Genomic DNA, 26,614 nt, shown 5'->3' on the forward strand with positions numbered 1-26,614 from the left:
ACCGCGTTGTTTTCTACGAACTGAAGGTGATTTACTCCCTTGGGTCTTCTGCTTCTCTGAGCCCTTCATGCAATGACGCAATTAGCGGGCAAGTGATATTGCCTTGTTGTGCATGGCATCGGTCGACCATTTCGCTCAGCACCTTCTCAATTCTTTCAAGCCTGTCGATCTTCTCGCGAACGTCCCCTAACTTGTGCTCTGCGAGAGCACTGGCTTCTTGACAGTGGGCGCCATCTTCCAGCCGAAGTAGGTCACTGATCTCATCCAGACTAAAGCCCAGCTGCTGCGCCGTTTTCACGAACGTCAACCTGTCGATATCGGCGGCACTATAGCGTCGAATACCTCCGGGAGGTCGTTCGGGCTCCGATAATAGCCCTCGTCGCTGGTAATAGCGGATTGTCTCGACATTGACGCCGGCCGCCTTGGCCAGGCCGCCAATGGTCATGGTGTCCGCCACTTTATCTGCATGTCTCTTCATGATGCTTGACTCCGTACCAAGCTACGGAAGTAACCTTATCGTAGCTCCCCCCATCCCGAAAGGAGAATCGTCAATGCGGACACCTAAAACGGGGCGAGGGCCCCTGGCCGCCGGAGGAGTCGCGGCCCTCCTGGCCTCGGCGTGTTGCCTCGGCCCGCTGGTTCTGATCACGCTGGGCGTTTCCGGCGCCTGGATCAGCAATCTGGCGTCGCTGGAGCCCTATCGCCCGCTCTTTATCGGCGTCGCGCTGGTGGCGATGTTCTTCGCCTGGCGTCGCGTCTTTCGGCCAGTGGAAAAGTGCCAGCCGGGAGAGGTGTGTGCCGTGCCACGGGTCAGGACGGGCTACAAGGCGATCTTCTGGCTCGTATCGCTGCTGGTGCTAATCGCCCTGGTATTCCCCTACGTCTTGCCCTTGTTCTATTAAAAGGAGATCTACCATGAAAGCTCGTTTCGCCTTCATCGCGCTACTCGCCCTGCTCAGCACGCCCGCCTTAGCGGCCTTGCAGACCGTGAAGCTGTCGGTGCCGGGCATGACCTGTGCCGCCTGCCCGATCACCGTCAAGGCCGCCCTCAACAAGGTGGACGGCGTCTCGCAAGTCGACGTGAGCTACGCGGATCTCGAGGCCGTGGTCACCTTTGACGACGCCCGAACGTCGGTGGAGGCATTGACCGAGGCCACCACCAACGCTGGGTATCCATCAACCCCGACATCCTCGCAAGCGGATCGAGAGTGATCATGAAGAATCCCAAGACCCTGCTGCGCGTGAGCGTGATCGGCACCGTCCTGGTGGCATTGTGCTGCTTTACGCCGATCCTGGTGATCCTGCTTGGCACGGTGGGCCTGGCGGCGCTGACGGGCTATCTCGACGTTGTGTTATTGCCGGCCCTGGCCTTCTTCATCGGCCTGACCATTTATGCGATTTGGCGTAAGAAGCAGTTCGACGCCTGTTGTGACAACGGCTCTATCAAATCAAGGAATACGCCCCCTGAGTGACATCAAGCAGCTGCACATCGCGGTCATCGGGTGAGTTGTTTACGAGCTTGTCCGTCACGGTGAAGGAATAAGCGTGAAAGATTCGCAGAAATTTATAAGCGTCGTGCTTGGCACCGGGTTGATGGTGCTGTGTTGCGCCGGGCCAATCGCCCTGGTGCTATTCGGTACGGCGGGCCTGGCCGCGTTGGCAGGCTATCTCGATTACCTGCTGTTTGCCGTCCTGGCCATCGTCATCGGCTTACCTCTCTACGCGCGATACCACAAGCGGAAGCAGGATGCCGGCTTTACTAATGAAGACTCGGAGAAACGTGATGATTGAACTCAACGTGAGCGGCATGACCTGTGACCGCTGTGCGGATCATGTCAGGGAAGCCTTGGAGAAGCTGCCCGGCGTGCAGTCGGTGGAGGTATCCTATCCTCAGAGGACGGCATCGGTAGCCGTTGATCCGGGGACACCGGCCTCGGCGTTGACGTTTGCCGTGACCCGACTTGGCTACCAAGCTCGACTGGCCAACAGTGGGCCCACTTCCCCGGCAGGCGCATCGGTGTCCAAGGGCCGTGATGAAGACGCCCCGCACATCGCGGTGATCGGCAGCGGCGGCGCCGCCATGGCGGCGGCCCTGAAGGCCGCCGAGCGCGGCGCCCGGATCACCCTGATCGAACGCGGCACCGTCGGCGGTACCTGTGTCAATACAGGCTGTGTGCCTTCGAAGATCATGATTCGCGCGGCCCATATTGCCCACTTGCGTACGGAAAGTCCCTTCGATGCAGGCCTGAGCGCCCAGGCGCCGGTGGTGGATCGGGCCAAGCTGCTCGAGCAGCAGCAGCGACGTGTCGAGGAACTGCGTGACGCCAAGTACGAGGGGATTCTGCGCGACCACCCGGCCATCACTGTCCTGCACGGCGAGGCCCGGTTTATCGATGCCCATAGCCTGATGGTCAAGCTGAACGAGGGCGGCGAGCAGGTCGTCCACTTCGACCGCGCCTTCATCGGTACTGGCGCCCGACCGGCAGTACCGCCGATCCCGGGTCTTGCCGACACCCCCTACCTGACCTCTACCAGTGCTCTGGCCCTGGACACTCTTCCCGAGCGGCTGATTGTGATCGGCGCCTCGGTGGTGGCCCTGGAACTGGCCCAGGCCTTCGCCAGGCTGGGCAGCCGGGTCACGGTGCTGGCCCGCAGCCGCCTGCTCTCCCAGGAAGACCCGGCGGTAGGGGATGCGGTGGAGGCGGCGTTTCGCCGCGAGGGCATCGAGGTCCTCAAGCAGACCCAGGCGAGCCGTGTGGACTACACCGACAATGAATTCATTGTCGACACCAACGCCGGCACCTTGCGGGCGGATCAACTGCTGGTGGCCACCGGACGGACACCCAATACCGAGGCCCTGAACCTGGCGAGCCTCGGCGTGGAAACCGCACATGGGGCTATTCTGGTCGATGAGCATCTGCACACCACGGTGCCGGGGCTCTATGCCGCCGGTGACTGCACCGATCAGCCGGAGTTCGTCTATGTCGCCGCCGCCGGGGGCAGCCGGGCTGCCGTCAACATGACCGGGGGCGAAGCCACCCTGGACCTGAGCGCCATGCCGGCGGTGATCTTCACCGACCCCCAGGTGGCCACCGTCGGCCTGACGGAAGCCGAGGCCATCGAGCAAGGCTTCAGCGTCGATACCCGTGAGCTGGACCTGGAAAACGTGCCGCGTGCGCTGGTGAATTTCGACACCGGTGGTTTCATCAAGCTGGTGGCCGAACGCGACTCGGGCCGGTTGCTGGGGGTGCAGGCGGTGGCGGGGGAAGCCGGTGAGCTGATCCAGACGGCGGTGATGGCGCTACGCGCACGCATGACCGTACACGACATCGCCAATGAGCTGTTTCCCTACCTGACCATGGTGGAAGGGCTCAAGCTCTGTGCCCAGACTTTCACCAAGGATGTGACGCAGTTGTCCTGCTGTGCCGGGTGAACGATATGAGCGCGACCGTGGTGCCACTGGGCGGCGGCACCACGGGTTTTGGGCATGGACACCACAGGGAGCCCTGTCACGATGAACACGACACTACCAGATTGCGGGATGATGGGGGCGATGGGCTGGATAATGCCAGTGATCGGAATTGCCCTACTATTGCTACTGGTCCTGGGCATCGCCTGTTTGGTGAAGTATCTGCTCTCTAGCAAGTGAGCGTACTCAGCGAGCCATCAACCAGCTAATCCGTTGTGGGTTGAGTTTGTCGGCCACCTTTCGCTCTCGCATACCAACCAGATAATCCGGATACCCCGAATTTGATGTCCTGCTGCGTCACGTGCGGCAGGGCACCGACGAGAGAACTCGTATCATGGCCATGGTGGCAGCTGGGGGCCTCCTGGGGAGCCTCGAGGTGTTGCCCGGCTAGGGGGCTGCCCTGGAGGAAGGCAGTCTCGTGGTGGGCGTGGGACTGAATCGCAACCAGGAATAGACCCAGTAGCATCAGTGTGACTATACCGATACGCAGCCACGACAAGGCGTGGGCAAGACTGAGGCGGCGTGTCGGTGGGCTCTTGGCCATGGTGGCAGACAACTTGACGAGAAACGGCTCCCTCACCTTAGACCAGTGATACTACCTGTCCATTGATATGCATCAAGATCGAAGAAAGCAGGAGGCGTGTGTGCAGAATCAGGTTGCCAAATCCTGTTTCCGCCATGAAATACTGTCATTAATTCTGACGCGGTGCGTGTTTAACCAGTGCTATCACTCGAGGATGATAGTGAACAAAGAATGTAAGGATGGCGGTAACGAAAAGCACGATCGCAAGCCCCCAGTATGTGCCGAGCGCGCTGCCAGCGAACAGCAATCCGGCGCCCGCAGACCCCACGGCTTGCCCAAGGCTGGCCAAGGCGGTCTGCTTGCCCAGCGCCGCACCCTGTGCCGGCCCGCTGGCCAGGGAGACCTGATAGGCCAGTAGCGGAACCAGCAGCCCTGATCCCGCGCCAAGTAGCCCGACCACGACGAATGCCCCCCAGAAGTTCGAAGCATACGGGAGGCCAAGAATGCCTACGGCCATCAACAGGAAGGACCCGCCGATCAGATGGCTGGGAGAGAGGCGTTTCGGTGGGTATGCCGACCACAGAAGTTGCGCCGCCAGCATCACCAGGCTGCACTCCGTGAACAGCAACCCGACCCTGAAGGGGTCGAGACCAATAGACTGCCTCGCCTGCAGGCTGAGCCCCACCTCAAAGGCCCCCAGGCCGAGCATCGCCAGCAGCGTCAGCATCAGGAAGCCACCGATTGCTCGAGTCGAGTCCGGCTCGGAGGCATGCGTGTCGGAAGGCGGGCGGTGAGCCGGCTGTTCGCGGACGTGATGGTAGATCAACAGCCACACTGCACCAGCGAATCCCGCCGTGACCACGAAGGGCCATGCCACTGGCCCGCCGAGGACCATGTCGGATTGAGGCATCACCATGGGAATGCTGGCGAGCCAGCCGCTAAGCATGGGGCCGGACAAGAAGCCCAAGGTGGCGGCGGCACTGAGCCAGGCAAAACGCCGTGCACGGCGCGTTGGGTCGTCACACTCGGCCGCCTGCGCCAACGCCACCGGGATCACCGCTGCCGCAAAGGCGCCGGCAAGGGCCCGTACCCCATAGGCGAGTGGCAGGTTTCGAGTCAGGCTGAAGCCCAGCATGGCCAGTGCAAACCCTGCCAGCCCCCATAGCAGGATGGGCCGACGGCCCAGGCGGTCGGAGAGACTTCCCCATAGTGGGGCAAAGCCGAACAAGGCCAGCGTATACACCCCCGTCAGCAGCCCGGTGTGAAGCGATACGTCCCCGGGGGTAGTCACTGCCAGCACCCGGTCGAGGAACAGCGGCAGAATCGGCAGCACCGTACCGTAGCCGAGGAAGACGACTAAGGTGGCGGCGAGCAGAGCCGTGAAGCCGGCTCCTGATTTGCTGAGGACCCCCGCCATTAGTGAAAGACCATGCTGGCGATATCAAAGCCGGCATCGACTTGGAATATCTCACCGTTAACACCAGTGACATAGTCGCTGGCTAGCACCGCCGTCCGTGCCGCTTTTACGGAGGCAACGCGGAGCAGGTAACCGTTCCGAGCCCGCTGCACCAAGTCATCGAGCGTTGCAATAGGCACTGGCGTTGCCGTCTGGGTCATGTCACTTCTCGGGTGGATGCTATCTAGGTTGATAGGTTCCGCTCGCAATCGGCAGCAAGAGTGCTGTCTTAACGCGGGGCCAGAGATATCTGGTGGCCTATCCCATTAAGTGGTATGTCGTGCTGGATATTGAGAGTGATTGGGTCGATTACCCAGAGCTTGCTTTCCTCGCTACTGGTGACAAGCAACCGACCATCAGTTGGAGCCACTGCCAGATGGTAGGGGGCCGGGGGCAGGTCGATACTTTGCCGAGTCCCGTCGTCGAGTGTGATCCTGACAAGCCGGTCGTCACCTTGGCTCGTCGCGTACAGCGTCTGCCCATCTGGGCTCAAGCCGACGCCATGGGGGGCTTTGCCCACTGTATATTCACCCGCCACGGTGCCGGTAGACAGATCGAGTGCAACGACGCGCCCGGCCGAATCATCATTGACGTAGAGCCGGTCATTGTCGGGTGATAGGACCATGTGCCCCAGGCTGCCGCCGATCCGCATGTTGCGTTCAACGAACCAGTTCTGGGTATCGATCTCACTGACCGTCCCATTCCCCGTGTTGCTGACCAACAGCGATTGGCCGTCTTCAGTTTCGGTGACGTAGTTCGGGGCCGGTCCGGTGGCCACTGTCGCGACAACCTGGCCGGAATTTAGCGAAACGATACTGATGCCACCCCCCATGGGATGAGTGGAGACGGCATAGCGACCATCGGCCGTCACCAACACATGGTGAACCGGGCTGGGGACTTCCAGCTTTCGCACGATGGAATGGGTGGTCGTATCCACTACATACAGTAGGCCGGTGCTTTGCTCATCCGCCGGGGCCTTCCCGCTCCCACCGTGATGTGCCGCATGTTCGTCTTCCGTCATGCCCTCCGGACGACTGACATTTTCCTCGGTATCGCGCGGCGTGAGGCTGCCGGCAACCAGATACTTACCGTCCGGTGTTAATGCCGAGCCGTGCGTATTAATGGTATCCGGTATGGTGGCAGTCATCTGGTAGCTCTCCAGGTCGATCACGCCGACGGCATCTGCCAAGCCCATCGGCACGAAGGCGTGATTACCAGACGCCATCGCAGTGATCGATGCTCCCATCATCACACCCGCCACCATGGAGTTGAGCCATGGCCGTATTGATTTGCGTTTCATGCTTTACTTCCTTATCTTTGCTGAAATACGCCGTAAGAGCGCAGGGCTATGGGTTCGCTGTCGACACGGTCGTTGGTGATTTAGTCCTGGGGCGGCATAGTTTTGATGAGACGAATCTCACTGGGTCACTTTACCCTTGTGCCACGAAACGACACGCCCAAACGCCACGCCTTAGAGTTCCTCGAACCCCATCTCAAAAAGGCTGTCGCGAGTGGCGGCGACGTAGCGAATTCATTACCACCGTGACTTTCATTGTGCCGGCTTTCTCGCCTTTCCTCCGATTACCGTGAGATGGATGTTCATGTCGGTGAAGGTGCTGAGCTATGGAGTCGCCTGCCTCGCCTTGATGTCTTGAATCAACTTGTTGGCTGGGTCATCATGGGTTTAAAGATTATGTTTTTATTCCCCGTAGTAATATAAGTGGGTGAGGCCGAATGGAGTAAATCTGGGCAACACATGATATTTCGATCAGACGTCAAGTCTGTTTGACGACATTGATTATAGCTGTGCAAGCTGAAATGAAGCTGAAGATGCAGATGCAGTTCAGCGGTGCTCGCTTCTCGGGCCATTGAGTAGTTCGCCGAAGTGCTCGATGCCGGAGGCGGCCTTGGCACGCAGCTTGTCGAGGCTCTTATTGGGCATCGCCTTCACCATGGCCATGCAGTAGCCCCCCCCCGGGGGCGATGGCCGCGACGCAGGTATTGTGGCGGGCGAAGTCCTTGGCCCAGGTGGCGCCCATCGCATCCCCCCGGATCGGTTACTCGGCCGTCAATAGCATCTTGATGGCCTGCTCCTTCGATGCCCGGGAAAACACGTCGTAGGCCTTCTCGATGTCGTCGAGCTTGAAGCGGTGGGTCACCAAACCTGCGGGCTCGACGCCACCGGCCTCGACGATGCGCATTAGCACCGGGGTCGTGTTGGTGTTCACTAGGCCAGTACGCACCGTGACATTCTTGATCCAGAGATCCTGCAGGCGGAACTCGACGCTCTTGCCGTGCACGCCGATATTGGCGATATGCCCCCCCGGGCGCACGATGCGCTGGCAGATATCGAAGGTCTCGGGGATTCCCACTGCTTCCATGGCGACGTCCACGCCTTCGCCACCGGTCAGCTCGTCGATAGCGTCGAGTGGATCCCGGGCGATGGTGTCGGTGGCGCCGAGCTGCTTGGCCATGGCCAGACGGTTCTCGTCGGGGTCGATCATGATAATCCGTGCGGGAGAATAGAAGCGCGAGGTCATCAGGGCCGCCAGGCCGATGGGCCCCGCGCCGACAATGGCCACCGTGTCGCCGAGCCCTACCTCGCCGTTCAAGGCGCCGATCTCATGGCCGGTAGGCAGAATGTCACTGAGCATCACCGCCGCGGCGCGGTCCATGTCCTTAGGCAAGCGGTGCAGGCTGTTGTCCGCGTGCGGGATACGCACGTACTCGGCTTGGGTGCCGTCGATCAGATGACCGAGGATCCAGCCGCCGTCGCGGCAGTGGGCATAGAGACCCCGCTTGCAATAGTCGCAGCGGCCACAGGAGGTGATGCAGGAAATCAGCACCTCATCGCCGACCTGAATATGGCTGACGCCGTCGCCGACTTCCTCGACGACGCCGACGCCCTCGTGGCCGAGGGTACGACCATCCTCCACGGCGGGCACGTCGCCCTTGAGGATGTGCAAGTCGGTGCCGCAGATAGTGGTATGGGTGATGCGCACTACCGCGTCCGTGGGCTTGGTCATGCTCGGGCGCGGCTTTTCCTCCCAGCGTCGCTGGCCCGGTCCGTGATAGACGAGTGCTTTCATGATGTTACCTCATTGAGTGGCACAGCTCGGCAGCTCATGGAGAGCTACGCATTCGGGTCAATTCGCGGTTACAGTTGCACCGCTTCCTCTAGCAGGCCCGCAGGACGGGCTCATTACTCCAGTACATAACGCCCTGGCGCTTCGTCCAGCGCTGGATAGCCTCTGGTCACCCCCGGCTCCCGAGCGGGTATGCGCTGGGTACTGTGACCTTCCAGCCAGCCCTGCCAGCAGGGCCACCAGGAGCCGTCATGATGCGCGGCAGTGGCCTGCCAGCCATCCGGATCCATGAAGGGGTCCTCAGCCTGGATGGTCGAGATCTGGTGGAAGCGGCGGGAATCACCGGGCGGGTTGACGATGCCGGCGTTGTGCCCGCCGCTGGAGAGCACGAAGGTGACGTCCGCCGGCGTCAGCCACTGGACCTTGTAGACGGAGCGCCAGGGGGCGACATGATCCTTGAGCGTGCTGACGGCGAACACGGGAATCTCGATGTCGGTCAGCGATACGGGCCGTCCGTCCACCCGGTAGCGCCCACCGGCGAGGTCGTTGTCGAGGAACAGCCACCGGAGGTACTCGCTGTGCATGCGCGCCGGCATGCGGGTGCCGTCGGCGTTCCAGGCCATCAGGTCGAACATGGGCGGACGTTCGCCGGCGAGATAACTGCGCACCATCCTCGACCAGATCAGGTCCTGGGAACGCAGCAGCTGGAAGGCGCCGGCCATCTGCCGGGTGTCCAGATAGCCCCTGACGGCCATGAGGTCCTCGAGGAAACGCACCTGATCCTCGTCGATGAACAGCATCAGCTCACCGGCCTCGCTGAAGTCGGTCTGCGCGGCGAGCAGCGTCAGGCTGGCCAGGCGATTGTCACCGTCCCGGCCCATGGCGGCCGCGGCAATCGACAGCAGCGTCCCGCCCAGGCAATAGCCCACGCCGTGGACACGCTGCTGCGGGCAGATGGCCGTGACCGCGTCGAGGGCCGCCATGACCCCCAGCCGCCGGTAGTCGGCCATGCCCAGGTCCCGCTCCTCGCTGCCCGGGTTCTTCCAGGACACGACGAACACCGTATGGCCCTGCGCCACCAGGTAGCGAACCAGGGAGTTTTCCGGGGAGAGGTCCAGGATGTAGTACTTCATGATCCAGGCCGGCACGATCAGCACCGGCTCGACATGGACCTCCTGGGTGGCGGGCGCGTACTGGATCAGCTCGATGAGCCGGTTGCGGTAGACCACCTTGCCCGGCGTCACCGCCACGTCTCGGCCGACCCGGTATGCTTCGACGCCCACAGGCCCCTCGCCGGCCTGCCGGCGGCGCCAGTCCTCCAGAAGATTACTGGCGCCGCGGGCCAGGTTGGCGCCACCCTCGCGCCGAGTCTGCTCCAGCAATTCGGGGTTGGTGGCGAGGAAGTTCGACGGCGAGAAGACGTCGAGTATCTGTCGTGCACCGAAGTTCACCATCGCCTCATGGTGGCGCGAGACACCCGGTACACCGGTGGTGGCTGCATGCCACCACTGCTGCTGCAGCAGGAAACCCTGATAGAGCACGTTGAAAGGCCAGCGCTGCCAGGCCTCGCCGCGAAAGCGCTTGTCCTGGGGTAACGGCTCGATGCAGGGCTCGCACGGTGCCCGGCAAGCCTGCTCCCAGTAACCGCCGAAGCGTTGCCACTTACGCAGGGCCTTGCCGGCGAGTTCGGCCTGCTTGTCGGGCGACAGGAGCAGATGTTGCGCCCAGTCCCACCAGGCCTGCTGGACGGCGGTCGGCGACAGCCCACCCGTGAAGAGGCTCGCCATGGCGTGCAGGCGCTGATCGGTCGACGTCGCCGGTGGGCTCGCTGCCGGCCCGTCGATGTTGGTTCGGGTCGTGGTGTCCATCAGCGCACCTCCATGGGGCGGCAGGCCGACTCGGGTTGCGGGGAACAGCAGAAGGTGGGTTCCGCTTCGGTAGGAGAGGGCACGGGCAGGCGGATCCCCGCACGGTACATCAGCGCCGCCACGGCCAGTCCGGCCAGGCGTGCCTCGGGAGGGTCGGCCCGGGAACTCAGTACCACCGGTACCGTCAGCCCCATGACCACCCCGGCCGCCGTGGCGCCGGCATGGTACTCGAGGTTCTTGGCCAACACGTTGCCGGACACCAGATCCGGCATGAGCAGGATGTCGGCTTTCCCCGCCACCGGGGAGTCTATGCCCTTTTCGTGGGCCGCGCGTTCCGAGATGGCGTTGTCGAAGGCCAGCGGCCCGTCGACCTCGGCGCCGGCGATCTGGCCGCGGCGGGCCATCAACGTCAGGCAGGCCGCATCCAGGGTGGAGACGATGGCCGGTTTGACCGTTTCCACGGCGGAAATGACCGCGGCGCGTGGCCGCTCGAGCCCGATCATGTGCATCAGCTCGATGGCGTTGTGCAGGATCTGCGCCTTGGCGTCGAGATCCGGCACGATGTTCACGGCCGCATCGGTCACGGCCAGCAGGCGTGGGTAGTCGGGCACGTCCACCAGAAAGACGTGGCTCACGCGCCGGCCGGGCTGTCGCAGGCCATTGCCCAGCAGGGCATGCATGAAGGTATCGGTGTGGAGGTGCCCTTTCATCAGCGCCTCCGCGCGTCCGGCCTGCACGAGCTCCACCCCGATGCGGGCGGCCTCCACATCCGAATCGGCCTCGATCATCGCTTGCGGATCGAGGTCCCACTCGATCGCCGCGGCGGCCTCGACGATCTCGGTGGGACGGCCGATGAGCACCGGCTCGGCGATGCCCAGCCTCGCCGCCTCGCGAAGCGTCTCCAGCACGGCGGCCTGGGCCGCGTTGACCACGGCGACGCGGATCGGGTTACCGCCACCGGCTCGCTGAATCAGATCATCGAGCGTCGCAAGGGCCACTGGCGTTGCCGTCTGGGTCATGTCACCTCCTGGGTGTTGGTTAATGTGCGCTGCACGTGCCGGGCGATCATCCGTTCTTCATTAGTGGCTACGACCTCTGCTTAGACGGCCCTGTAGCGTCGACATCTATAGATCCCGAGCCCGGTTGATCTGCTGGGACAGACGCATCGCCTCGTGTTCCTCCAGCTTCAATAGCTCGCGAACGAGATCCCGAGCCTCGGGGATGTCGGCGCGTCCTTCCAGGTAGCGGTATAGCGCGATGACCTGATCGTGCAGCGAGAAGACTTCCCGGCTGATGTCTTCGAAGCCCATCTCGGCATAGGGCAAATTGCACGCCTGATGGGGTTTGATGGGCGCATGCGACAGATAATCGTAGACCCAGGTGTTTAGGGCCTTGGGGTCGGCCTGCTTCTCGAAGCTGGCCACGGTGTGCTCCAGGACCGCCTCGTGATCGGCGAGATACTCCAGCAGTGATTTGGCCCGTGCCTCCTCCTGCCGGGTGGCACAGTGCCTGAAGCACTCGGCCAACTGGGCATGCAGCTGGCGAGTCCAGTCGATCAGGTCATGAAAGGTCTCGATCTTCATTTATTGCTCTCCATTAGTGGGTTGCTCTATAGGTATTGGCTGTAAACCGGGTCGGCTTCGACTGGGTCACTCGTTCTCGCTCCACCATCCCCCGCCGTAGAGGCTGCGAAACCCCATCTCGTACATGCTGTCGCGGGTCGTGCCGGCAAGCTCCAGCGTCGAGGCGATAGAGTCGCTCAACAGCGTCTCCCATTGCCGATAGGGGGTGTCACTATCGATCGGCGCCGGTGCGGTCTCTACCATCTCGGCCAGCCACTTCACACCGGTCATCCAGGGGGAGAAGCGTTCCGAGTACATCAGCCGGCTGGTCCGCGCCGGATGCAGTTGACGCAGCACCTCGGCTGACCAGGGGGTGGTGTAAAACCGCACCCAGGGCCCGACGAAGGTCTCGTAGAGGGCCACATTGTGCTCGGAGAGCGCTCGCACCCCTTCGAACGCCGGGGCCTGGTCGGGAAAGTTCAGGTCTTCCACGCGGCGCTCCTCGAAGCGCACCTGGAACTGGGGCTTGTGACAGTCGGGGTCGCCGGTGGGGTTGTCGATGCGCATCTCGTAGAGGCCAGGGGCCAGGTCATTCAGATTGCCGACGCTCTCGAGGATCGCTCGGTGCTCGAGGCGCGCCACCTTGGAGGAGACGAAGATGCCCAGATGCCCGACGTGGGGATTGAGCAGGTAGACGATACGCTGGTCGGCGGCCTTGAGTGCCGCGGTATCGGGATAGACCGCGGGGATCCAGTTGAGCGCCTGATGGGGCGGGGTGATGTTGTCGCCGCCGGAGGCGAAGATCACCAGGGGGTTGCGGATGCGCTTGAGGTCGACGCTACAGCCGGGGCAGACCTCGAGCTCGCCACGCTCCAGCTTGTTGCCGACGAAAAGGTTCTCGACGATGGCAACGATCTCCTCTTTGCTCAGGCTATAGAAGCCCGTCCACCAGCGCTCGAACTCGAGGAAGCGTTCGCGCTGGCCGTCGATGTCGGCGAACAGCTGATAGTCCTTCTGCCACAGGGTATTCGCAGGCTTGAGGGCTTCGAAGTTGGTGGCGAGGTTCGCACCGTCGAAGCGCCCGTCTCCCAGGTCGGCCATCAGGTGCGTCAGCCAGGCACCGCCAAGCAGGCCGCCGGCGAGGCGCATGGGATTGACGCCGGATTCGCCGGACCAGTAGGAGAGCGGCGAGCCGTTCAGCACCGCCGGCCCGACCAGACCCTCGCAGTCGGCGGAGAGCAGCGCGATGGCCCAGCCCGCCTGGCAGTTACCGTAGAGCACCGGCGGCTGGCCGGGGTGGCGCTCGGCCAGCGTCTCGACGAAGCGGCGCAGGACGTGCAGCACGTCCTCCAGTGTCTGGCCGGGGACGGGCTCGGGGAAGAAGATCACGAAGTAGACCGGGTGTCCCTCGTGGAGCGCCATGCCCACCTCGGAGTCGCGCTTGAAGCCGCCGATGCCTGGGCCGTGGCCGGCACGCGGGTCGACGATCATCACTGGCGGCCTAGTCTCGTCGAGGCAGTCCTCCAGGCAGTCCTCGCCGACCCGGGTGATGCGCAGCAGGGCATAGTTGGCGGGGCGCGCCAGTCGACGGCCATCCACGAGCATCTCGTAATCGAAGTCGAGCAGTGGCGGCTTGCCCGCCTGCTCATGCTCGAGCATGTTGTCCGCGCGCTCACGCAGCGTGTCCAGGTAGCGTACGCCGCGTCGCCACAGGTCGGTCTGATAGGCGAGTAGCTCCGTGGCCGGGTGGCTCGGGAGGGTGCCTTCTTCGGGCTCGGGTGCGGTCATCGGGGCGTCCATCTCTGGTGGGGCGGTGGGTTGGCGCTTGCGCGGGTTTTTATGAGCCGTGGGTGGCTTGGTGGTGGATGTTTTGGCGGTCATAGTGGATACCTCTCAGTGTCAGGATGTCGTGGGCGCCGATCTCGATCCGGGACTCGGACAGGAAGCGGTACGGCGGAACCTTCAGGTTGATCGGCGCCGGCACCGCCTTGAACACGCGTCCGGCGAAGTCGAACTGGGAGCCGTGGCAGGGGCAGAAGAAGCCCCGGGCGAGTCGTCGCTGACGACCACGATCGTGCCGACGAGAAAAACGTCTGCTTTTCATGACTGCACCTCTGGGATTTTGTCCTTACAGGCGCCAGCCACTCGTACTCGCCATCCGCAGGTGCGGAATGAAGCGTGGCGTGCGGGCCGCGTAGGTCTGCCATTTGTCGCCAAACTGGCGCGCTACCTCGCGCTCTTCGTGGATCGCCAGTCGTGAGTACATCCACACCAATACCGGGAACATGACCAGGGTCAGCAGGGTGGGCCACTGCAGCAGGAAGCCGGTCATCACCAGCACGAAGCCGGCGTACTGGGGATGCCGGACATGGGCATAGAGCCCGGTGGTGGCCAGTTCTCCCCGCCGCTGGGCGGTATAGAGTGACCGCCAGCCGGCGGCGATGAGCCAGAAACCCGCGGCGATGAACACCATGCTCAGCAGATGGAACGGCCCGAAATGCGGGTTGGCCTGCCAGCCGAACAGCATCTCCAGCAGGTGGCCCGCATCGTGGCTGAACCAGTCCACCTCCGGGTAGCGCGACTGCAGCCAGCCGGAGAGGAAGTAGAGGGTCAGCGGGAAGCCGTACATCTCCGTGAACAGCGCCACCAGGAAGGCGCTGAAGGCCCCGAACGAGCGCCAGTCGCGGCGCGTCTGCGGCTTGAAGAAGCTGAAGGCGAAGAAGATGAAGATCGCCGAGTTGAGAATGACCAGGCCCCACAGCCCATAGGCGGGTACGTCATCACTCATCGCGTCCTCCCTTGTGATCATCATGCCCGCCATGACCCCCGTGGCCTCCATGTCCGCCGTGCATGAACACATGCATTAGCGGACAGGCGAGCAGGATCAGCCAGGGCAGGGCACCGAGCAGGTGCACCTTGTGCTCCTCCCAGAGCAGGAAGCCCATCACCGCCAGGGCGATCGCCACCATGAGCCAGAAGCTGCCTTTGCTGGGTCCTCGCTCCAGCCACCCCTTTTCGTCATGCATGATCAAATCCTCACCCGGCGCAGGCGCAGCGAATTCATCACCACCGACAGCGAAGACGCGCTCATCGCGAAGGCGGCGAACATCGGCCCGATCAGGATGCCGAGGAACGGATAGAGGATCCCGGCGGCGATCGGTACGCCGGCCCCGTTGTAGACCAGGGCGAAGAACAGGTTCTGCTTGATGTTGCGCATGGTGGCCAGCGACAACTTGCGGGCCCGAACGATGCCGTCGAGGTTGCCCTTGACCAGCGTGAAGCCGGCGCTTTCGATCGCCACGTCGGCGCCGGTGCCCATGGCGATGCCCACATCGGCCTGGGCCAGGGCGGGAGCGTCGTTCACCCCGTCGCCCGCCATGGCCACCTTGCGGCCTTGTTCCTGCAATTCGCGGATGATGCGGGCCTTGTCCTCGGGCAGCACGTCGGCGCGGATCTCATCGATACCCAGTCGCCCGGCCACCGCCTTGGCCGTCCGCTCGTTGTCGCCGGTGGCCATGATGATGCGAAAGCCAAGTTTGTGCAGCGCCTTCAGGGCCTCGGGGGTGGTCTCCTTCACCGGGTCGGCGACGCTGACCAGGCCGGCGATCTGGCCATCGAGCACGACGAACATCACCGTTTCGCCTTCATCGCGGCGGGCGTTCGCGGTCTCGGAGATCCGGCCGCCATCGAGGCCCAGTTCGGCCATCAGCTTGGCGTTGCCGAGGGCCACCGACTGGCCGTCCACGACCCCCTTGACGCCCATGCCGGTCACGGCTTCGAAATCGGTGGCATCGGCGAGGGATACGCCACGTTCTTCGGCGCCGGCGACGATGGCCTCGGCCAGTGGGTGTTCCGAGCCACGTTCGAGGCTGGCCGCCAGGCGCAATACCTCGGCCTCGTCATGCCCTTCCTCGGGCAGCACCGCCACCAGCTTCGGCTTGCCTTCGGTCAGGGTGCCGGTCTTGTCGACCATCAGCGTATCGACCTTGGCGAAGCCTTCCAGCGCCTCGGCATTCTTGATCAGTACGCCGGCCTGCGCGCCGCGTCCGGTGGCCGTCATGATCGACATCGGCGTGGCCAGCCCCAGTGCACAGGGGCAGGCGATGATCAGCACCGCCACCGCCGAGACCAGCGCATAGGACAGCGCCGGCGCCGGCCCCCAGATCGCCCAGGCGATGAAGGAGAGGATGGCGACGCCGATCACCGCGGGCACGAACTTGCCCGCCACCTTGTCGGCGAATTTCTGGATCGGTGCGCGGCTGCGCTGGGCGGCAGCCACCATCTCGACGATCTGGCTGAGCATGGTGTCGGCGCCGATGCGGGTGGCCTCCATGACCAGGCTGCCGGTGCCGTTGATCGTGGCCCCCGTGACCTGGTCGCCTTGGACCTTCTCCACCGGTACCGGCTCGCCGGAGATCATCGACTCGTCGATCGAGGAGCGGCCCTCGACCACCACGCCGTCCACCGGCACCTTGTCGCCGGGGCGCACCCGCAGGTGGTCGCCCACCTGCACGTCTTCCAGCGCGACCTCTTCTTCGCTGCCGTCGGGCCGGATCACCCGCGCGGTCTTGGCGGCCATGTCCATCAGCGCGCGGATCGCCTTGCCGGTGCCTTCACGGGCGCGCAACTCCATCACCTGACCCAGCAGTACCAGGGTGACGATCACCGCCGCGGCCTCGAAATAGACGCCGACGGTGCCGTCTTCCCGGCGAAAGCCGTCGGGGAAGACGCCCGGCAACAGCACCGCCACGATGCTGAACAGATAGGCCGCGCCGACCCCCATGCCGATCAGGCTGAACATGTTGAGGTTCATGGTGCGGAAGGAGTTGTAGCCGCGCACGAAGAACGGCCAGCCCGACCACAGGATCACCGGCGTGCTGAGCACCAGCTCGATCCACATCGCGTTGCGTTCACCGAAGAAGTCGCGAATGGCCCCGAGGCCCAGGTAGGGGCTCATCGTCAGAATCAGGACCGGAAGCGTGAGCACGGCCGCGACCCAGAAGCGTCGGGTAAAATCGACCAGCTCGGGATTCGGCCCTTCATCGCCGACCGCCGCCGATTCCAGCTCCAGACCCATACCGCACAGGGGGCAGGCACCGGGAGTGGTTTGGCGCACCTCGGGGTGCATCGGGCAGGTGTAGACGGCGCCGGCATGCCCGGCCGGCACCTTGTCGTACTTGCCGCCGTGGGCCGGCGCGGAGGCCCCATGACCATGCCCGTCATGCGTCTGCGAGTCGTCGCTTCCCACGGGCACGAGGTGCATGCCGCACTTGGGGCAGTCACCCGGCTGGTCGGAGACGACCTCCGGGTGCATCGGGCAGGTGTATTGGGCGCCACCCTGGCTGCCGGCGGTGTGTTGGTCCGTATCGCCGCTGCCTCGTGTCGGTGCCTCGTGCGAGGCATGCCCGTGACAATGGTCGTGTTGGTGTTGCGTCATGGAATCGTCTCCGTCGCTTCCGCGTCTTGATTCAACCTCGTGGCCCTATCTCGATAGGGTCGAAACTAATAGTGCCGTATCCAATAATCAGGAGGTGCGATCAAAGCAGAAGATCGCGCCTGCGTTGCTCGTATTCCTCGCGGTCGATCTCGCCGCGGGCATAGCGTTCTTGCAGAAGGTCCAGTGCCGTTGGCCGCTGTTGAGACATGGCCTCGCCCCGGCCTCGGGTCATGCCACGCACGAGGAGAACGGCCAAGGCAATGACGGCGCCCCAGAACAACACCATCATGAGCCCGCCGAAGAGCATATGCCCCCAGCCGTAATTCCCCATATACGCCATCATGTCGCCCCACATGGTCGGATCTCCTTTCATGTTGAATTACCCTGCCCTGATGTCAGGCTAAAACCTGTGGGTAACCCAAGGATCAAGAAAAATAGAGGTGAAAGCATGCGGCTCTTGATCCCGCTCATCGTGAGTATTGCGTGAGGTATCGGCTAGCTTCCGCCACTGTCCCCAGCGAGGAATAAACATCGGTACTCGCCGCTGATAGGCGCGAGATGTCGCTGCCAATTCCTTGGCAACATCGAATATGGCCGAAAAAGCTGAAACAAGCCTGAATGGCTGCTTGGAGCGTTACATGTGTTGTCCATGGGGCCTGCCTCCCGCCGATTCTCACCGTCCAAAGCGTGTGGCAAAGAAGTTGTAGAGCGGGCCGAAGACCAGGGCGACGTACCAGCCGTAGCCGAAGCTTTCAGCCAGGCCCAGGAAGAAGCTTGACCAGCTCAACCAGGTGAAGCCAGGCAGCAGGCGAAGCCAGCTCTCATACATCGCCTGGTCGGGAAACAGCAGGTCGAAGCCGACGCATAGGGTGAAGGTCACGGCCAGAAACAGCCCCAGGCTCATCCCGAGCGTGATCACGGGAATCCGTGGCGTAGCCTGGACCGGCAAGCGGGTTCCGGAGCGAGGCTTGGCTGTCGACGGAACATCGGCATCAGGCATCTTCGTTCTCCGGTTGGGTAGTAAAGTCCTTTGCTGCAGGTGCGAGATATTGTTCGGGCGCGGCCTCGAAGCGCTCCCGGCAGTCACGAGAGCAGAAGTAAAAGACGTGGCCATCGTGGACGCTCGGCTTGGCCCTTTCGGTTCTGACGGTCTTGCCGCAGACGGGATCGACGTCCTCGGCTGGCGGAATCCACTTCAGCCCCTCGGTGGCGTGTGGATCCTCTCGACTATCGTCGCCATGGTTGCTCCTGCCATGGCGGTGCCCCATGACGTGGGCACCACAGCCAAAGCGCATCATCAGAAAGAGGATCGCTGCCCAGATCAGGAAGTAAAACAGTGCGTTCATAAATGCCTCCTCGTGACTTCCGCTAAGCTGTACCCGATACCGAGCCCGCTGGCGTGCTTACGAATGTGCATGCGAAAGAGACTCTCCACGCACAGCGGCCACTCCGGCAGTTGCCTGGATCAATGTGGGGCGGGCACGGGTTTCTCCCGCACAGCCATGTCTGGAAGCGCGGGATCAGGGAGCGAGTCGACTTAGACTCTGTAGCGTTGGGTCAAAAGGTAGACTGGAACCGAAGAGGGGGAGAGGAGAGCGCTTGGCCTGCCGCTGGCGGTGACAACCCGGGGCGCTATGGCTGGGGCCGTCATGCTCAAAGGAAGAGGCTCGAAGTCCAAGTCCAGGCGCTCCAGGCGCAACAGGGCGCTGCCGACATTACGAGTGCCATGGCCATGGTGGCATCGCGGTTGAGGATAGTCTGCGTTGATGAACTCGATGTTCGAGTGCGCATCGGCGTGAGGCTCAACGCCAACCTGGCCAGACAAAGTAGAGGAGGGAGCATCTGCCGAGGAAGGGACATCTGCCATTGTGGCGGCGCTAGAGAGCAGTAGCACCATGCCCAGCAGGATGACCAGACCAAAGCGATGCCACGCGGTGGCAGACCGCGAGGATTGCTTGGGAAATGACGCGTGCCTGGCCATGCGGCAGGGCTCCTGCAGAGTGATGTACATCTTACCCTAGCGCAGAATCGAATCCTGTCCATTGACATGGATCAAGATGGAGCTTGCCGTAAGCTGCAGTGGCCTCATTGAAGTGGTGACCTGGGCGAATGGCTGGGATGACTTTTACCGTAGGTTATACCGTTTCGGCATGGATGTATGTTCAAAACTTTGGTCTTGGTTGGTTATTCGGCATGACACCAGCGCAGTATTAACTTCTTGAATCCTTTGTACCGCTCTCATGCGTATCTGTTTTTTTAGGATGAGTCCAAGCCAATGGATGCCACCCAGTTCTTTACTATCCGAGCATACTGACGGGTAGATAAATGAAGCTGCCTCGATTTTCTACTCGGAAATAAAAAATCATCCATTCCAAGGCTTTCGTTCTTGATCCACTGGCGTAGTGCGCTACGAGTCTTTTCGGTTATCTCGAATTGGACCGGTCTTTGGGTCTTTCTCTGCATTACAATGGCTCGGGAAGATATCATATCTCCGTGAGAGACGTCTCGGACATGCAATGCGACCAAATCGCAGGCTCTTAGCTTGCTATCAATGGCTAGTTCAAACAGCGCCAAGTCACGTTGTCTATTATTGAGTTGAAGCCTGACACGAATAGCCCAAACGTCTTTCAATCGGAGTGGGTGCTTTTGGCCAACCAGCTTGCTCTTGTTCCACGGGGAGTGATGTTTTTCAGAGGGAGTGTTCATGGGGCCGCTCTCCTAGGGTAGAATCTCTAGGATGGCCCAAAATTCTTCTATCATTATTAATTAAGGGTAATGGATGTTTTCCGAATTCCTATTTTAGGAAATTATGATTGTCCGCTTTTGGTCGAATGCAGTACTTTATTATATGCTTAATTTGTGATGATTTAAATCGACATGCAAGAAAATAAAATGTTTCAGGTATGGAGCTGAAAATATTTCGTCAGTCGCCTATTATGCAGGAGCGATTATAAAATAATAGTGCGCAGTCTAATTCCTGATAGTTACTCGGTATTCTGAATAAGTAGGGTTGAATTTATGAATAGTGCTCAGCTTTGCACCCTGATCGAAAATGGAATAGAAGAATTCTCTGGGCTTGTTCATGCAGATGAGCCAGAGCAGAAGTTTCAGAGGTTCTTTGAAGAGAATATAACTCTGTTCCAGGCGCTGGGATATTCAAATGCAATACCACACCCAATAATTGAGAGTCGAACTCAGGGAAAATATATCCCTGATTTTATTGTCCAGCGAGACGATGGGTTATGGCAGCTGCTTGAACTAAAGCGGCCAAACACTAAAGTACTAAAGAATAGTGCGCGTCGAGACGCTTGGTACGCGGAAATGCAAGGCTACCTTTCACAGTGTATGGACTATATAGACCAGCTAAGGGATCAATCTGTGTGCGCCAGGTTCGAGCGACGTTATGGCGTCACTATGCATCAGGGTTTCCCAGCGACAATTATTGCCGGACAATCTGAGTATCTTAATCAGCTCCAAGTTACAAGAATGCTAGATCGTTTTAAGGCTAATCTATCGTTGGCGACCTTCGATCAGGCATTGGTCTCTATGCAGGCGTGGTACTCAGGTAAATATCCGCAAGCCGAGCATTGGTCAGGGTTTACAATTGCATTACTCTATCAGCTAGATCCATTTAATATTGAAAATGGATGTGTTTTTGATGTTGGTTGGGAGAAGGGTAGAAATAGAATCTCTTTGCGCCGGAAGTCAGAAGAAGTGCTTGAACTTCGCATACTTGATAATAATGGTCTAAGCATGAGTCATGATTTTATTTCTCCGGACCGAGCTGTAGGCAGGTCTGTACCATTAATGATAAGCGCTTTTCCGGTAAATGATATTTTAAGAATAGTGCTAGAAGCTGATGGGCTGCAGATTGTCGACATAAGGAGCTCGATCATGGATGTAGATCTTCCAATGCCTTCTCCCTCAATTTTGGGGAATGATTTTGAAGAATCCGGTTCTGCCTGCTTTGTAAATGGGATGTTTATGACTCGCACACCAACTCTTTCCATGAGTGAAAGGGAAAAACTTAGAGGTTATATGCGAGAAAATCTTTATAACTACCGGGGAGGGCGAGATAAAACCATCAAGGGAGTAAGATTTTCTCCAAGCCAGTTTATGTATAGCGAAGGGCATCCCTACTTTGATCCCGGCCAAAAACTCTCGACCAACATGGTTCAAAGGAACGACGATTGCAGGCCAACGGCGTGCAGTTAACATATGTTTTTGAGATCGCTGGGGAACATTTAATTCCGTCGTTAATCAAGAAAGGTTTGGCAATCAGGAATATGGATAATGACTCCAAAGGATAAGCTTTTCGCCGCATGGATAAAAGTAATTCATGAATACGTATATTAGAATGTTCTCAGCGTCTGCTCCTGGCCGGATGGGGAAGTTTAGGCTACGCTCATGACAAGGGTCGTCGGTTGACGACCCAAAGCGGCCATGCAGTCAATGGCTGCATGCTCGTTCATTGGGGATCTGCAGCATGCACGAGGATCGGTGTTATGCTGCCAAGCTATAATTAATTCCTAGATTTTTCAATAAGATAAGAGGTGGGCAAGCGCGCAGCATAACATTATTGAACGAGCGTGCGCGTTCAAGTGGAATATCAAGCACGCGGTCTAACACCTGTTATATGCCATAGGAGGGCTAGTGGAAACGACAGACATTGTTCGCAAACTTTTTGACGGTGTTGTTCCTGAGAGAGCATCAGAGATTGAGTCTATCGCTAACGATTATGAGGCCCAGTTCCGCCTGATTGGTGACCGCGAAGGATTTAACTTAGATGCTGGAGGGTTCTCCGCGATCCAGTACACCAGCAGATCAACGCGTCAAATGTGGCTTTTCGGTTATGCGGGAAGGCAGGCGTTACACTGTTATGCTTCGTTGATCGTATTGCTCAAATCATGGGGCGCCACTCTCGACATCAACGAAATTAACAAGATTCCAGATCAGGCAGCAGAAGATGAGGCTTTCAAGTCGATACTTGATGCAGTGAAAGACCTGAGCACTGCATTTCATGAAGATGACTTTGAATGGCCTGTGGGTATTCCTGAACCAGAGAAGGGTAGGCCGTCAGATGCAGAGCGCGCTGCAGTATATGATCTCACGTGCATGGCGACGGCATATGTATTTTTGCACGAACTAAAGCACGTTATTTTCTCAGCTGAAGGAAATGCACCGGAAGACCCGAGGGACGAAGAATATCGGTGTGATCAGTTCGCGAAGGATATGATGATAACCAGGATCGATCAGTACGCCGCAAGCAGTGGGTATCCCCCGGAAAAGGTTAGGATGAAGCGTATGATGGGGATCGCTCTAGCATCGGCCTTTATCCTTTTCGCAACAGGAAGAAGCCGTCTCGCGGGTTCAGCGACTCATCCTCCTATTTACGGGCGTTGGTCTGCGACTGTGAAAGATGTCAACTTACCGGAAGATGACTGGTTCTGGCTGTATTTTTCCTCATTCGCCCTTGCGCTGCTAAAATATTATTCAATAAATATTCAGCCGAAGGTCGTGAAGGATTATAAATCGCTATGCTTGGACCTAATCGCAGATCTTGAAAATGGCATATAACAAAGCAATCAAATTCGCTCCCTTCGGTCGCCGGACGCTCGTTCCTCGCGCCGTTTATTGCGGGCGTTATGCAGGAAATCAATAGGAGGCTTGCATGCCAAGAAGAATAAGTCCCGCGCAGATGCGGAGCAAGTTGAGGCAGGTCCAGAATAAACAAAAACAGGCAGAAGCCAAGTATAACCGTGAGGTCAGGCAGCATAATCAAAAAGTTAAAAAGGTAGTAAATAGATACAACAGCGAAGTAAGAAAACACAATGCGAGGGTCAGGGCCAATCGACAAAAAATCGATTCTGAACTCCGAAAAATGAGGTCGTCTAGCTCGTCTCAATACCAGGTCGTTAGAAGTTCCGCCATGACGCTCAATACCTACTATGAGCGTCTAGATGCCAGAGAGAACGATTTTGAACAGGCCAGCTTTGGCTATGACTTCTTAGACAGATCTGAGAAAGAAAATGCGAATAGTCTAGCTCTTTCAAACGTACTCGAATCTAACGCCGAGGATGACGAAGGGCACCAATCCGATCTCCTTCGCACTGAGATCGACGACATGCTGCAAGAGCTGTCACCCGAATTGAGCAATCGTTGGAAAGGAGCCTTGTTCTCTTTGAATCCAGAAAACCCCGATGCGGCTAGACATTTCTGCACAAGTGCCCGAGAAGTCTTTGTTCAAATTTTAGAAATCAACGCGCCTGATGAAAAAGTGATAGAGAAAGCACCTGAGTGCGATAAGAATCATCAAGGCCAACCAACGCGGAAAGAGAAAATTAAGTACCTGCTAGGGCGTTCAGGAATACTCACAGAAGAAGCAGTCGATTTTGTGGATGCGGATGTCAAAAATGTGCTCAGCCTTTTTCGTGTTTTCAATGATGGCACTCATGGATCATCCGGGAAATTCGGCATCACAAAGTTGCTATCGATCAAAAATAGGGTAGAGGATGGAATCGCTTACCTGTTTTCAGTCTGTCGTCATGCATAACCAAGCCATGTACCGGATGCCAAAACTTCCGCTTCGCTCTGGTTTTGCCACCGGTGATGGCGGGCGTTAACCAAGAAGGCAGATCATGTCTGAGTATAGGCTGACAAAGGAAATCATTGACCGTTCCGTGTCATCCAACTGGGATGAGGCAAAGTTGGAATGGGAGCTGAGTGAGGTCTATGAGGCTGACGAGTCCGAGACCTGCCTTTGTGGCCACTATCCCATAATTGAGTGCTGCGTGTTGTCGAACAAGCTGAATCGCAGCTCTGCAACAGTCGGAAATTGCTGCGTAAAAAAGTTTATCGGCCTCCCGTCAGACAAAATTTTCCAGGCCGTGAAACGGGTCCGAAAGGATCAGGAGAAATCGCTAAACGCTGAGGCGATTGACCATGCGTATCGCAGCGGGTGGATCAACGAGTGGGAGAAGAACTTCTATTTTGACAACTTGCGGAAACGAAACCTTACTCCGAAGCAGAGAGCGAAAAAACTCGAAATTAATCGCCAAATGCTGGCGAAAATGCGCAAAAGTCCGAAAAATGGTTAACACTGTGGTCAACGGGACGTCAACTACGCTGCGCTCCGTTGGTGCCCATTACCACAGGAGCTGGTTGCTTCATGGAGGAGTAGATGCACTTCTTTTACTTGGATGAAAGTGGCGATACTGGGGAAAATCTCGAAGATCCTCAGCAGTCAATATTCGTACTGGGCGGACTCAGTGTCGCCGATAAGAAATGGAACAACACAAAGGAACGCCTCGATCAAATAATAACGGCCTATTTCGATGGCGAAGTACCCGCCGGCTTCGAGGTCCACTCGAATGAGTTGCTTTCACCGAATGGTGAAGGGCCATTTGCGGGTCACCCAATCAGCGAACGCTTGCAGCTCGCAAAGGATTTACTTGGCCTTATGGGCGAGCTGGGTCATCACGCTCACTACTTCGCCATTGAAAAAACTGCCCTGATCAATGTTGAATGCCAGTTCCCGACCGTATACAACAGCAATCACCCATATCTCCTTTCCTTCGATTACTTGATAACATACATGAATTGGCATGTGAAGGAGAATCTTGGGCAATCAGCACGTGGAATGATTGTCATGGACGAGAAAGAAGAACATCACGATAGCGTCGAGGCAATAATCCATAATCGCAGGTTCGAAGTTCCGGTTAACCAAAAGGTTAAGTGGATTGTAGAGTTCAGCTACCCGGTAGATTCCCGAAAGAATCCTATGATTCAGCTCTCTGATTTGGTCGTGCTGTGTATAAGACGATTTTTAGAAATAGAAAAGGGATACAAAGAAAACATGCCGGCTGCGGTGGTCCAGTTCTATGCCGAATGTTTTGACATCATTGATTCAAGAGTTAAAGGGCGGAGGCTGATTGAGCGGAAGGGACGAAATTTAGGCCAGTTGAACTCCCACTTGGAGGCGTCACAATGCAAGCCAAGAGTTCAGTGGCGAAGAGCATATGGCATACAGCGCAACTAACATGGCGCTCCAGCCGACGTCAGGCCGCGCTGCGGCCTTCCTCGGCTGAGCTTGGTCGTTATATATCAGAATGATCTCAACGGCTGCTTCTGGCCGGAAGCTGATCTTTAGGCTGCCTTGATCGGGCAGTCACTGACGACCCAAAGCCGACATGGTTATAGTGGAACCAGTCACGATCCCGTTTCTATGGGATATGCAATATAGGCGATGCGATATTAACAGTCTAGGCTTAACACGCTTGTTTTTCGGTGAGATAAGAGATGACTGAGTGAGTGGAAAAGCATTCTTGAAAGCGCGTGCGCGCTCAAGTCGAATATCGAGCATGCGGGACCTTAAAAGTATTGACAAATCCAAGCTGTTTCCTAATAATTTGAGTAGGCATAGGTAGCCTCCCTGCTGCGTTGGGAAATACCTAATTGACCTTCCAAAATTTACTTTGAAGCCAAGCAAGCAGCATGCTAACTATGATTAACATAGGGCTGTCGGAGTAAAAAGATGTTTGCATATAAAGAGTGCTTAGATAGTCTTAAATATATTGCAAAGGTATCCACTTTCGAAGACAAGTCTCATTGCCAGAAGCTTGACCTCTGTAGCCAAGAATTCGGCTTCAATAACTACCATCATTTAAAAAGTACTCTACATAAATTACCTGAAGATCGATTTGGTAAAGTTTCTCTAAAATTAATGCGGAAATATTGCCAAGCGGCAAAGCCCAGCTTGGATGAAAATTATGTTGAGTTTTATGCTTCTCAAGGTATACAAGCTATTCAAGTTGCGTTCTATAGCCAATGGATCGGGTGGGACAAGCTAGGGAGAGAAGTTAGAGAACCGCGTCCATATTGTGGCAAAAGGAGCATTGATGGCCTAAGAGAGTTGTTTGAAACCCCTGTCTATGTGGTGGAAAATGACAAACAGCTTATAAGCTGGCTATATGACTGGTATGGCACTGCATTAATACCTGAAAAGTTAGCGAAGAAATATTTCTCAGAAAAATTTGACAGAAAAAGGCTTGTCTGCGAAGAAGTGAACATGGATCTGGTTAGAGCGTGTTCGGAAGATTACAGCAATAACGTCGCTACATAGTTAATTGCATAACAAAGTCAGTCAGAGGTGGAGGGGGCTGCCATCGCCTCTGCTGGTGGCGTTGTAAGTTAGGATAATCTCAATGGCCGCTT

At 58.3% G+C, this 26,614-nt stretch carries 27 protein-coding genes and 1 pseudogene; 11 read left to right on the top strand and 17 right to left on the bottom strand.

The window, feature by feature from the left end:
* Positions 1-31: 31 nt before the first annotated feature.
* On the bottom strand, positions 32-478 hold the full coding sequence (gene merR, locus BLP95_RS05425; RefSeq protein WP_006911920.1) for a mercury resistance transcriptional regulator MerR: 447 nt from the start codon (positions 476-478) through the stop codon (positions 32-34).
* 73 nt (positions 479-551) lie between these two features.
* Here merR and merT point away from each other — a divergent pair, with 73 nt between their 5' ends.
* The 5 genes from merT (at position 552) to merA (ending at position 3,433) form a co-directional block, all read left to right on the top strand.
* Positions 552-902 (top strand): mercuric ion transporter MerT, encoded by a 351-nt coding sequence (gene merT / locus BLP95_RS05430; protein WP_008957404.1) that lies wholly within the window; start codon positions 552-554, stop codon positions 900-902.
* A gap of 13 nt (positions 903-915) precedes the next feature.
* The gene (gene merP, locus BLP95_RS05435; RefSeq protein ID WP_006911918.1) at positions 916-1,212 is read left to right on the top strand and encodes a mercury resistance system periplasmic binding protein MerP; all 297 of its coding nucleotides are present in this window, start codon (positions 916-918) and stop codon (positions 1,210-1,212) included.
* A gap of 2 nt (positions 1,213-1,214) precedes the next feature.
* On the top strand, positions 1,215-1,472 hold the full coding sequence (merF, locus tag BLP95_RS05440) for a mercury resistance system transport protein MerF (protein ID WP_008957403.1): 258 nt from the start codon (positions 1,215-1,217) through the stop codon (positions 1,470-1,472).
* A gap of 73 nt (positions 1,473-1,545) precedes the next feature.
* Positions 1,546-1,791, top strand: coding sequence for a mercury resistance system transport protein MerF (gene merF, locus BLP95_RS05445; RefSeq protein ID WP_008957402.1), 246 nt, complete (start codon positions 1,546-1,548; stop codon positions 1,789-1,791).
* The gene (gene merA / locus BLP95_RS05450) at positions 1,784-3,433 is read left to right on the top strand and encodes a mercury(II) reductase (RefSeq protein ID WP_008957401.1); all 1,650 of its coding nucleotides are present in this window, start codon (positions 1,784-1,786) and stop codon (positions 3,431-3,433) included. Before merF (BLP95_RS05445) ends, merA begins: the two co-directional genes overlap by 8 nt.
* A 728-nt stretch (positions 3,434-4,161) precedes the next feature.
* On the opposite strand, the gene BLP95_RS05455 is transcribed toward merA, so the two are convergent.
* From BLP95_RS05455 to BLP95_RS05530, 16 genes and pseudogenes are all read right to left on the bottom strand, one after another.
* Positions 4,162-5,409: an MFS transporter gene (locus tag BLP95_RS05455; protein WP_089677400.1), complete on the bottom strand. Its 1,248-nt coding sequence runs from the start codon at positions 5,407-5,409 to the stop codon at positions 4,162-4,164.
* Positions 5,409-5,609 (bottom strand): hypothetical protein, encoded by a 201-nt coding sequence (locus BLP95_RS05460; RefSeq protein ID WP_089677401.1) that lies wholly within the window; start codon positions 5,607-5,609, stop codon positions 5,409-5,411. Before BLP95_RS05460 ends, BLP95_RS05455 begins: the two co-directional genes overlap by 1 nt.
* A gap of 68 nt (positions 5,610-5,677) precedes the next feature.
* Positions 5,678-6,748 (bottom strand): YncE family protein, encoded by a 1,071-nt coding sequence (locus BLP95_RS05465; RefSeq protein WP_089677402.1) that lies wholly within the window; start codon positions 6,746-6,748, stop codon positions 5,678-5,680.
* A 757-nt stretch (positions 6,749-7,505) separates the two neighbouring features.
* Positions 7,506-8,537 (bottom strand): zinc-dependent alcohol dehydrogenase family protein, encoded by a 1,032-nt coding sequence (locus BLP95_RS05470; protein ID WP_045995012.1) that lies wholly within the window; start codon positions 8,535-8,537, stop codon positions 7,506-7,508.
* Between the two features lie 113 nt (positions 8,538-8,650).
* Positions 8,651-10,402 carry a PHA/PHB synthase family protein gene (locus BLP95_RS05475; protein WP_089677403.1) on the bottom strand — a complete coding sequence of 584 codons (1,752 nt, stop codon included), beginning with the start codon at positions 10,400-10,402 and terminating at the stop codon, positions 8,651-8,653.
* Positions 10,402-11,421, bottom strand: a complete 1,020-nt coding sequence (locus BLP95_RS05480; protein ID WP_089677404.1) for a bifunctional enoyl-CoA hydratase/phosphate acetyltransferase — start codon at positions 11,419-11,421, stop codon at positions 10,402-10,404. The genes BLP95_RS05475 and BLP95_RS05480 overlap by 1 nt, the downstream gene beginning before the upstream one ends.
* Positions 11,422-11,526: 105 nt before the next feature.
* Positions 11,527-11,985: a hypothetical protein gene (locus BLP95_RS05485; protein WP_043337196.1), complete on the bottom strand. Its 459-nt coding sequence runs from the start codon at positions 11,983-11,985 to the stop codon at positions 11,527-11,529.
* 66 nt (positions 11,986-12,051) lie between these two features.
* A complete protein-coding gene (locus BLP95_RS05490; RefSeq protein WP_089677405.1) occupies positions 12,052-13,752 on the bottom strand; it encodes a DUF3141 domain-containing protein in 1,701 nt (566 codons plus the stop codon).
* Between the two features lie 49 nt (positions 13,753-13,801).
* Positions 13,802-14,008 (bottom strand): annotated as a pseudogene (locus tag BLP95_RS16670) (hypothetical protein); the annotation flags it as partial.
* Between the two features lie 84 nt (positions 14,009-14,092).
* Positions 14,093-14,752, bottom strand: coding sequence for a methyltransferase family protein (locus BLP95_RS05500; RefSeq protein ID WP_089677406.1), 660 nt, complete (start codon positions 14,750-14,752; stop codon positions 14,093-14,095).
* Complete coding sequence (locus tag BLP95_RS05505) at positions 14,745-14,990, bottom strand: DUF2933 domain-containing protein (protein WP_052384922.1); 246 nt, start codon at positions 14,988-14,990, stop codon at positions 14,745-14,747. The genes BLP95_RS05500 and BLP95_RS05505 overlap by 8 nt, the downstream gene beginning before the upstream one ends.
* A gap of 2 nt (positions 14,991-14,992) precedes the next feature.
* A complete protein-coding gene (locus BLP95_RS05510) occupies positions 14,993-17,401 on the bottom strand; it encodes a copper-transporting P-type ATPase (protein ID WP_176760231.1) in 2,409 nt (802 codons plus the stop codon).
* 100 nt (positions 17,402-17,501) lie between these two features.
* A complete protein-coding gene (locus BLP95_RS05515) occupies positions 17,502-17,756 on the bottom strand; it encodes an SHOCT domain-containing protein (protein WP_023004667.1) in 255 nt (84 codons plus the stop codon).
* A gap of 318 nt (positions 17,757-18,074) precedes the next feature.
* Positions 18,075-18,401: a DUF5676 family membrane protein gene (locus BLP95_RS05520; RefSeq protein ID WP_083970599.1), complete on the bottom strand. Its 327-nt coding sequence runs from the start codon at positions 18,399-18,401 to the stop codon at positions 18,075-18,077.
* Positions 18,394-18,747, bottom strand: coding sequence for a YHS domain-containing protein (locus BLP95_RS05525; RefSeq protein WP_089677407.1), 354 nt, complete (start codon positions 18,745-18,747; stop codon positions 18,394-18,396). The genes BLP95_RS05520 and BLP95_RS05525 overlap by 8 nt, the downstream gene beginning before the upstream one ends.
* A gap of 910 nt (positions 18,748-19,657) precedes the next feature.
* The gene (locus tag BLP95_RS05530) at positions 19,658-20,107 is read right to left on the bottom strand and encodes a tyrosine-type recombinase/integrase (protein ID WP_089677408.1); all 450 of its coding nucleotides are present in this window, start codon (positions 20,105-20,107) and stop codon (positions 19,658-19,660) included.
* Positions 20,108-20,419: 312 nt separating this feature from the next.
* Between BLP95_RS05530 and BLP95_RS05535 the strand changes: the two genes are divergently transcribed.
* From BLP95_RS05535 to BLP95_RS16680, 6 genes are all read left to right on the top strand, one after another.
* Complete coding sequence (locus BLP95_RS05535) at positions 20,420-21,616, top strand: Shedu anti-phage system protein SduA domain-containing protein (RefSeq protein WP_089677409.1); 1,197 nt, start codon at positions 20,420-20,422, stop codon at positions 21,614-21,616.
* 438 nt (positions 21,617-22,054) lie between these two features.
* Positions 22,055-22,978: a phage exclusion protein Lit family protein gene (locus tag BLP95_RS05540; protein WP_218118523.1), complete on the top strand. Its 924-nt coding sequence runs from the start codon at positions 22,055-22,057 to the stop codon at positions 22,976-22,978.
* A 352-nt stretch (positions 22,979-23,330) separates the two neighbouring features.
* Positions 23,331-23,954, top strand: a complete 624-nt coding sequence (locus tag BLP95_RS05545) for a pPIWI-associating nuclease domain-containing protein (RefSeq protein ID WP_245678690.1) — start codon at positions 23,331-23,333, stop codon at positions 23,952-23,954.
* A gap of 85 nt (positions 23,955-24,039) precedes the next feature.
* On the top strand, positions 24,040-24,498 hold the full coding sequence (locus BLP95_RS05550) for a hypothetical protein (protein WP_089677412.1): 459 nt from the start codon (positions 24,040-24,042) through the stop codon (positions 24,496-24,498).
* Between the two features lie 83 nt (positions 24,499-24,581).
* A complete protein-coding gene (locus BLP95_RS05555; RefSeq protein WP_089677413.1) occupies positions 24,582-25,439 on the top strand; it encodes a DUF3800 domain-containing protein in 858 nt (285 codons plus the stop codon).
* Between the two features lie 495 nt (positions 25,440-25,934).
* Entirely contained in the window at positions 25,935-26,522 is a 588-nt protein-coding gene (locus BLP95_RS16680) for a hypothetical protein (RefSeq protein WP_143004407.1), read from the top strand.
* The last annotated feature ends 92 nt before the right edge of the window (positions 26,523-26,614 follow it).

The organism is Halomonas shengliensis, assembly GCF_900104135.1.
GTDB classification, from domain to species: Bacteria; Pseudomonadota; Gammaproteobacteria; order Pseudomonadales; family Halomonadaceae; genus Halomonas; species Halomonas shengliensis.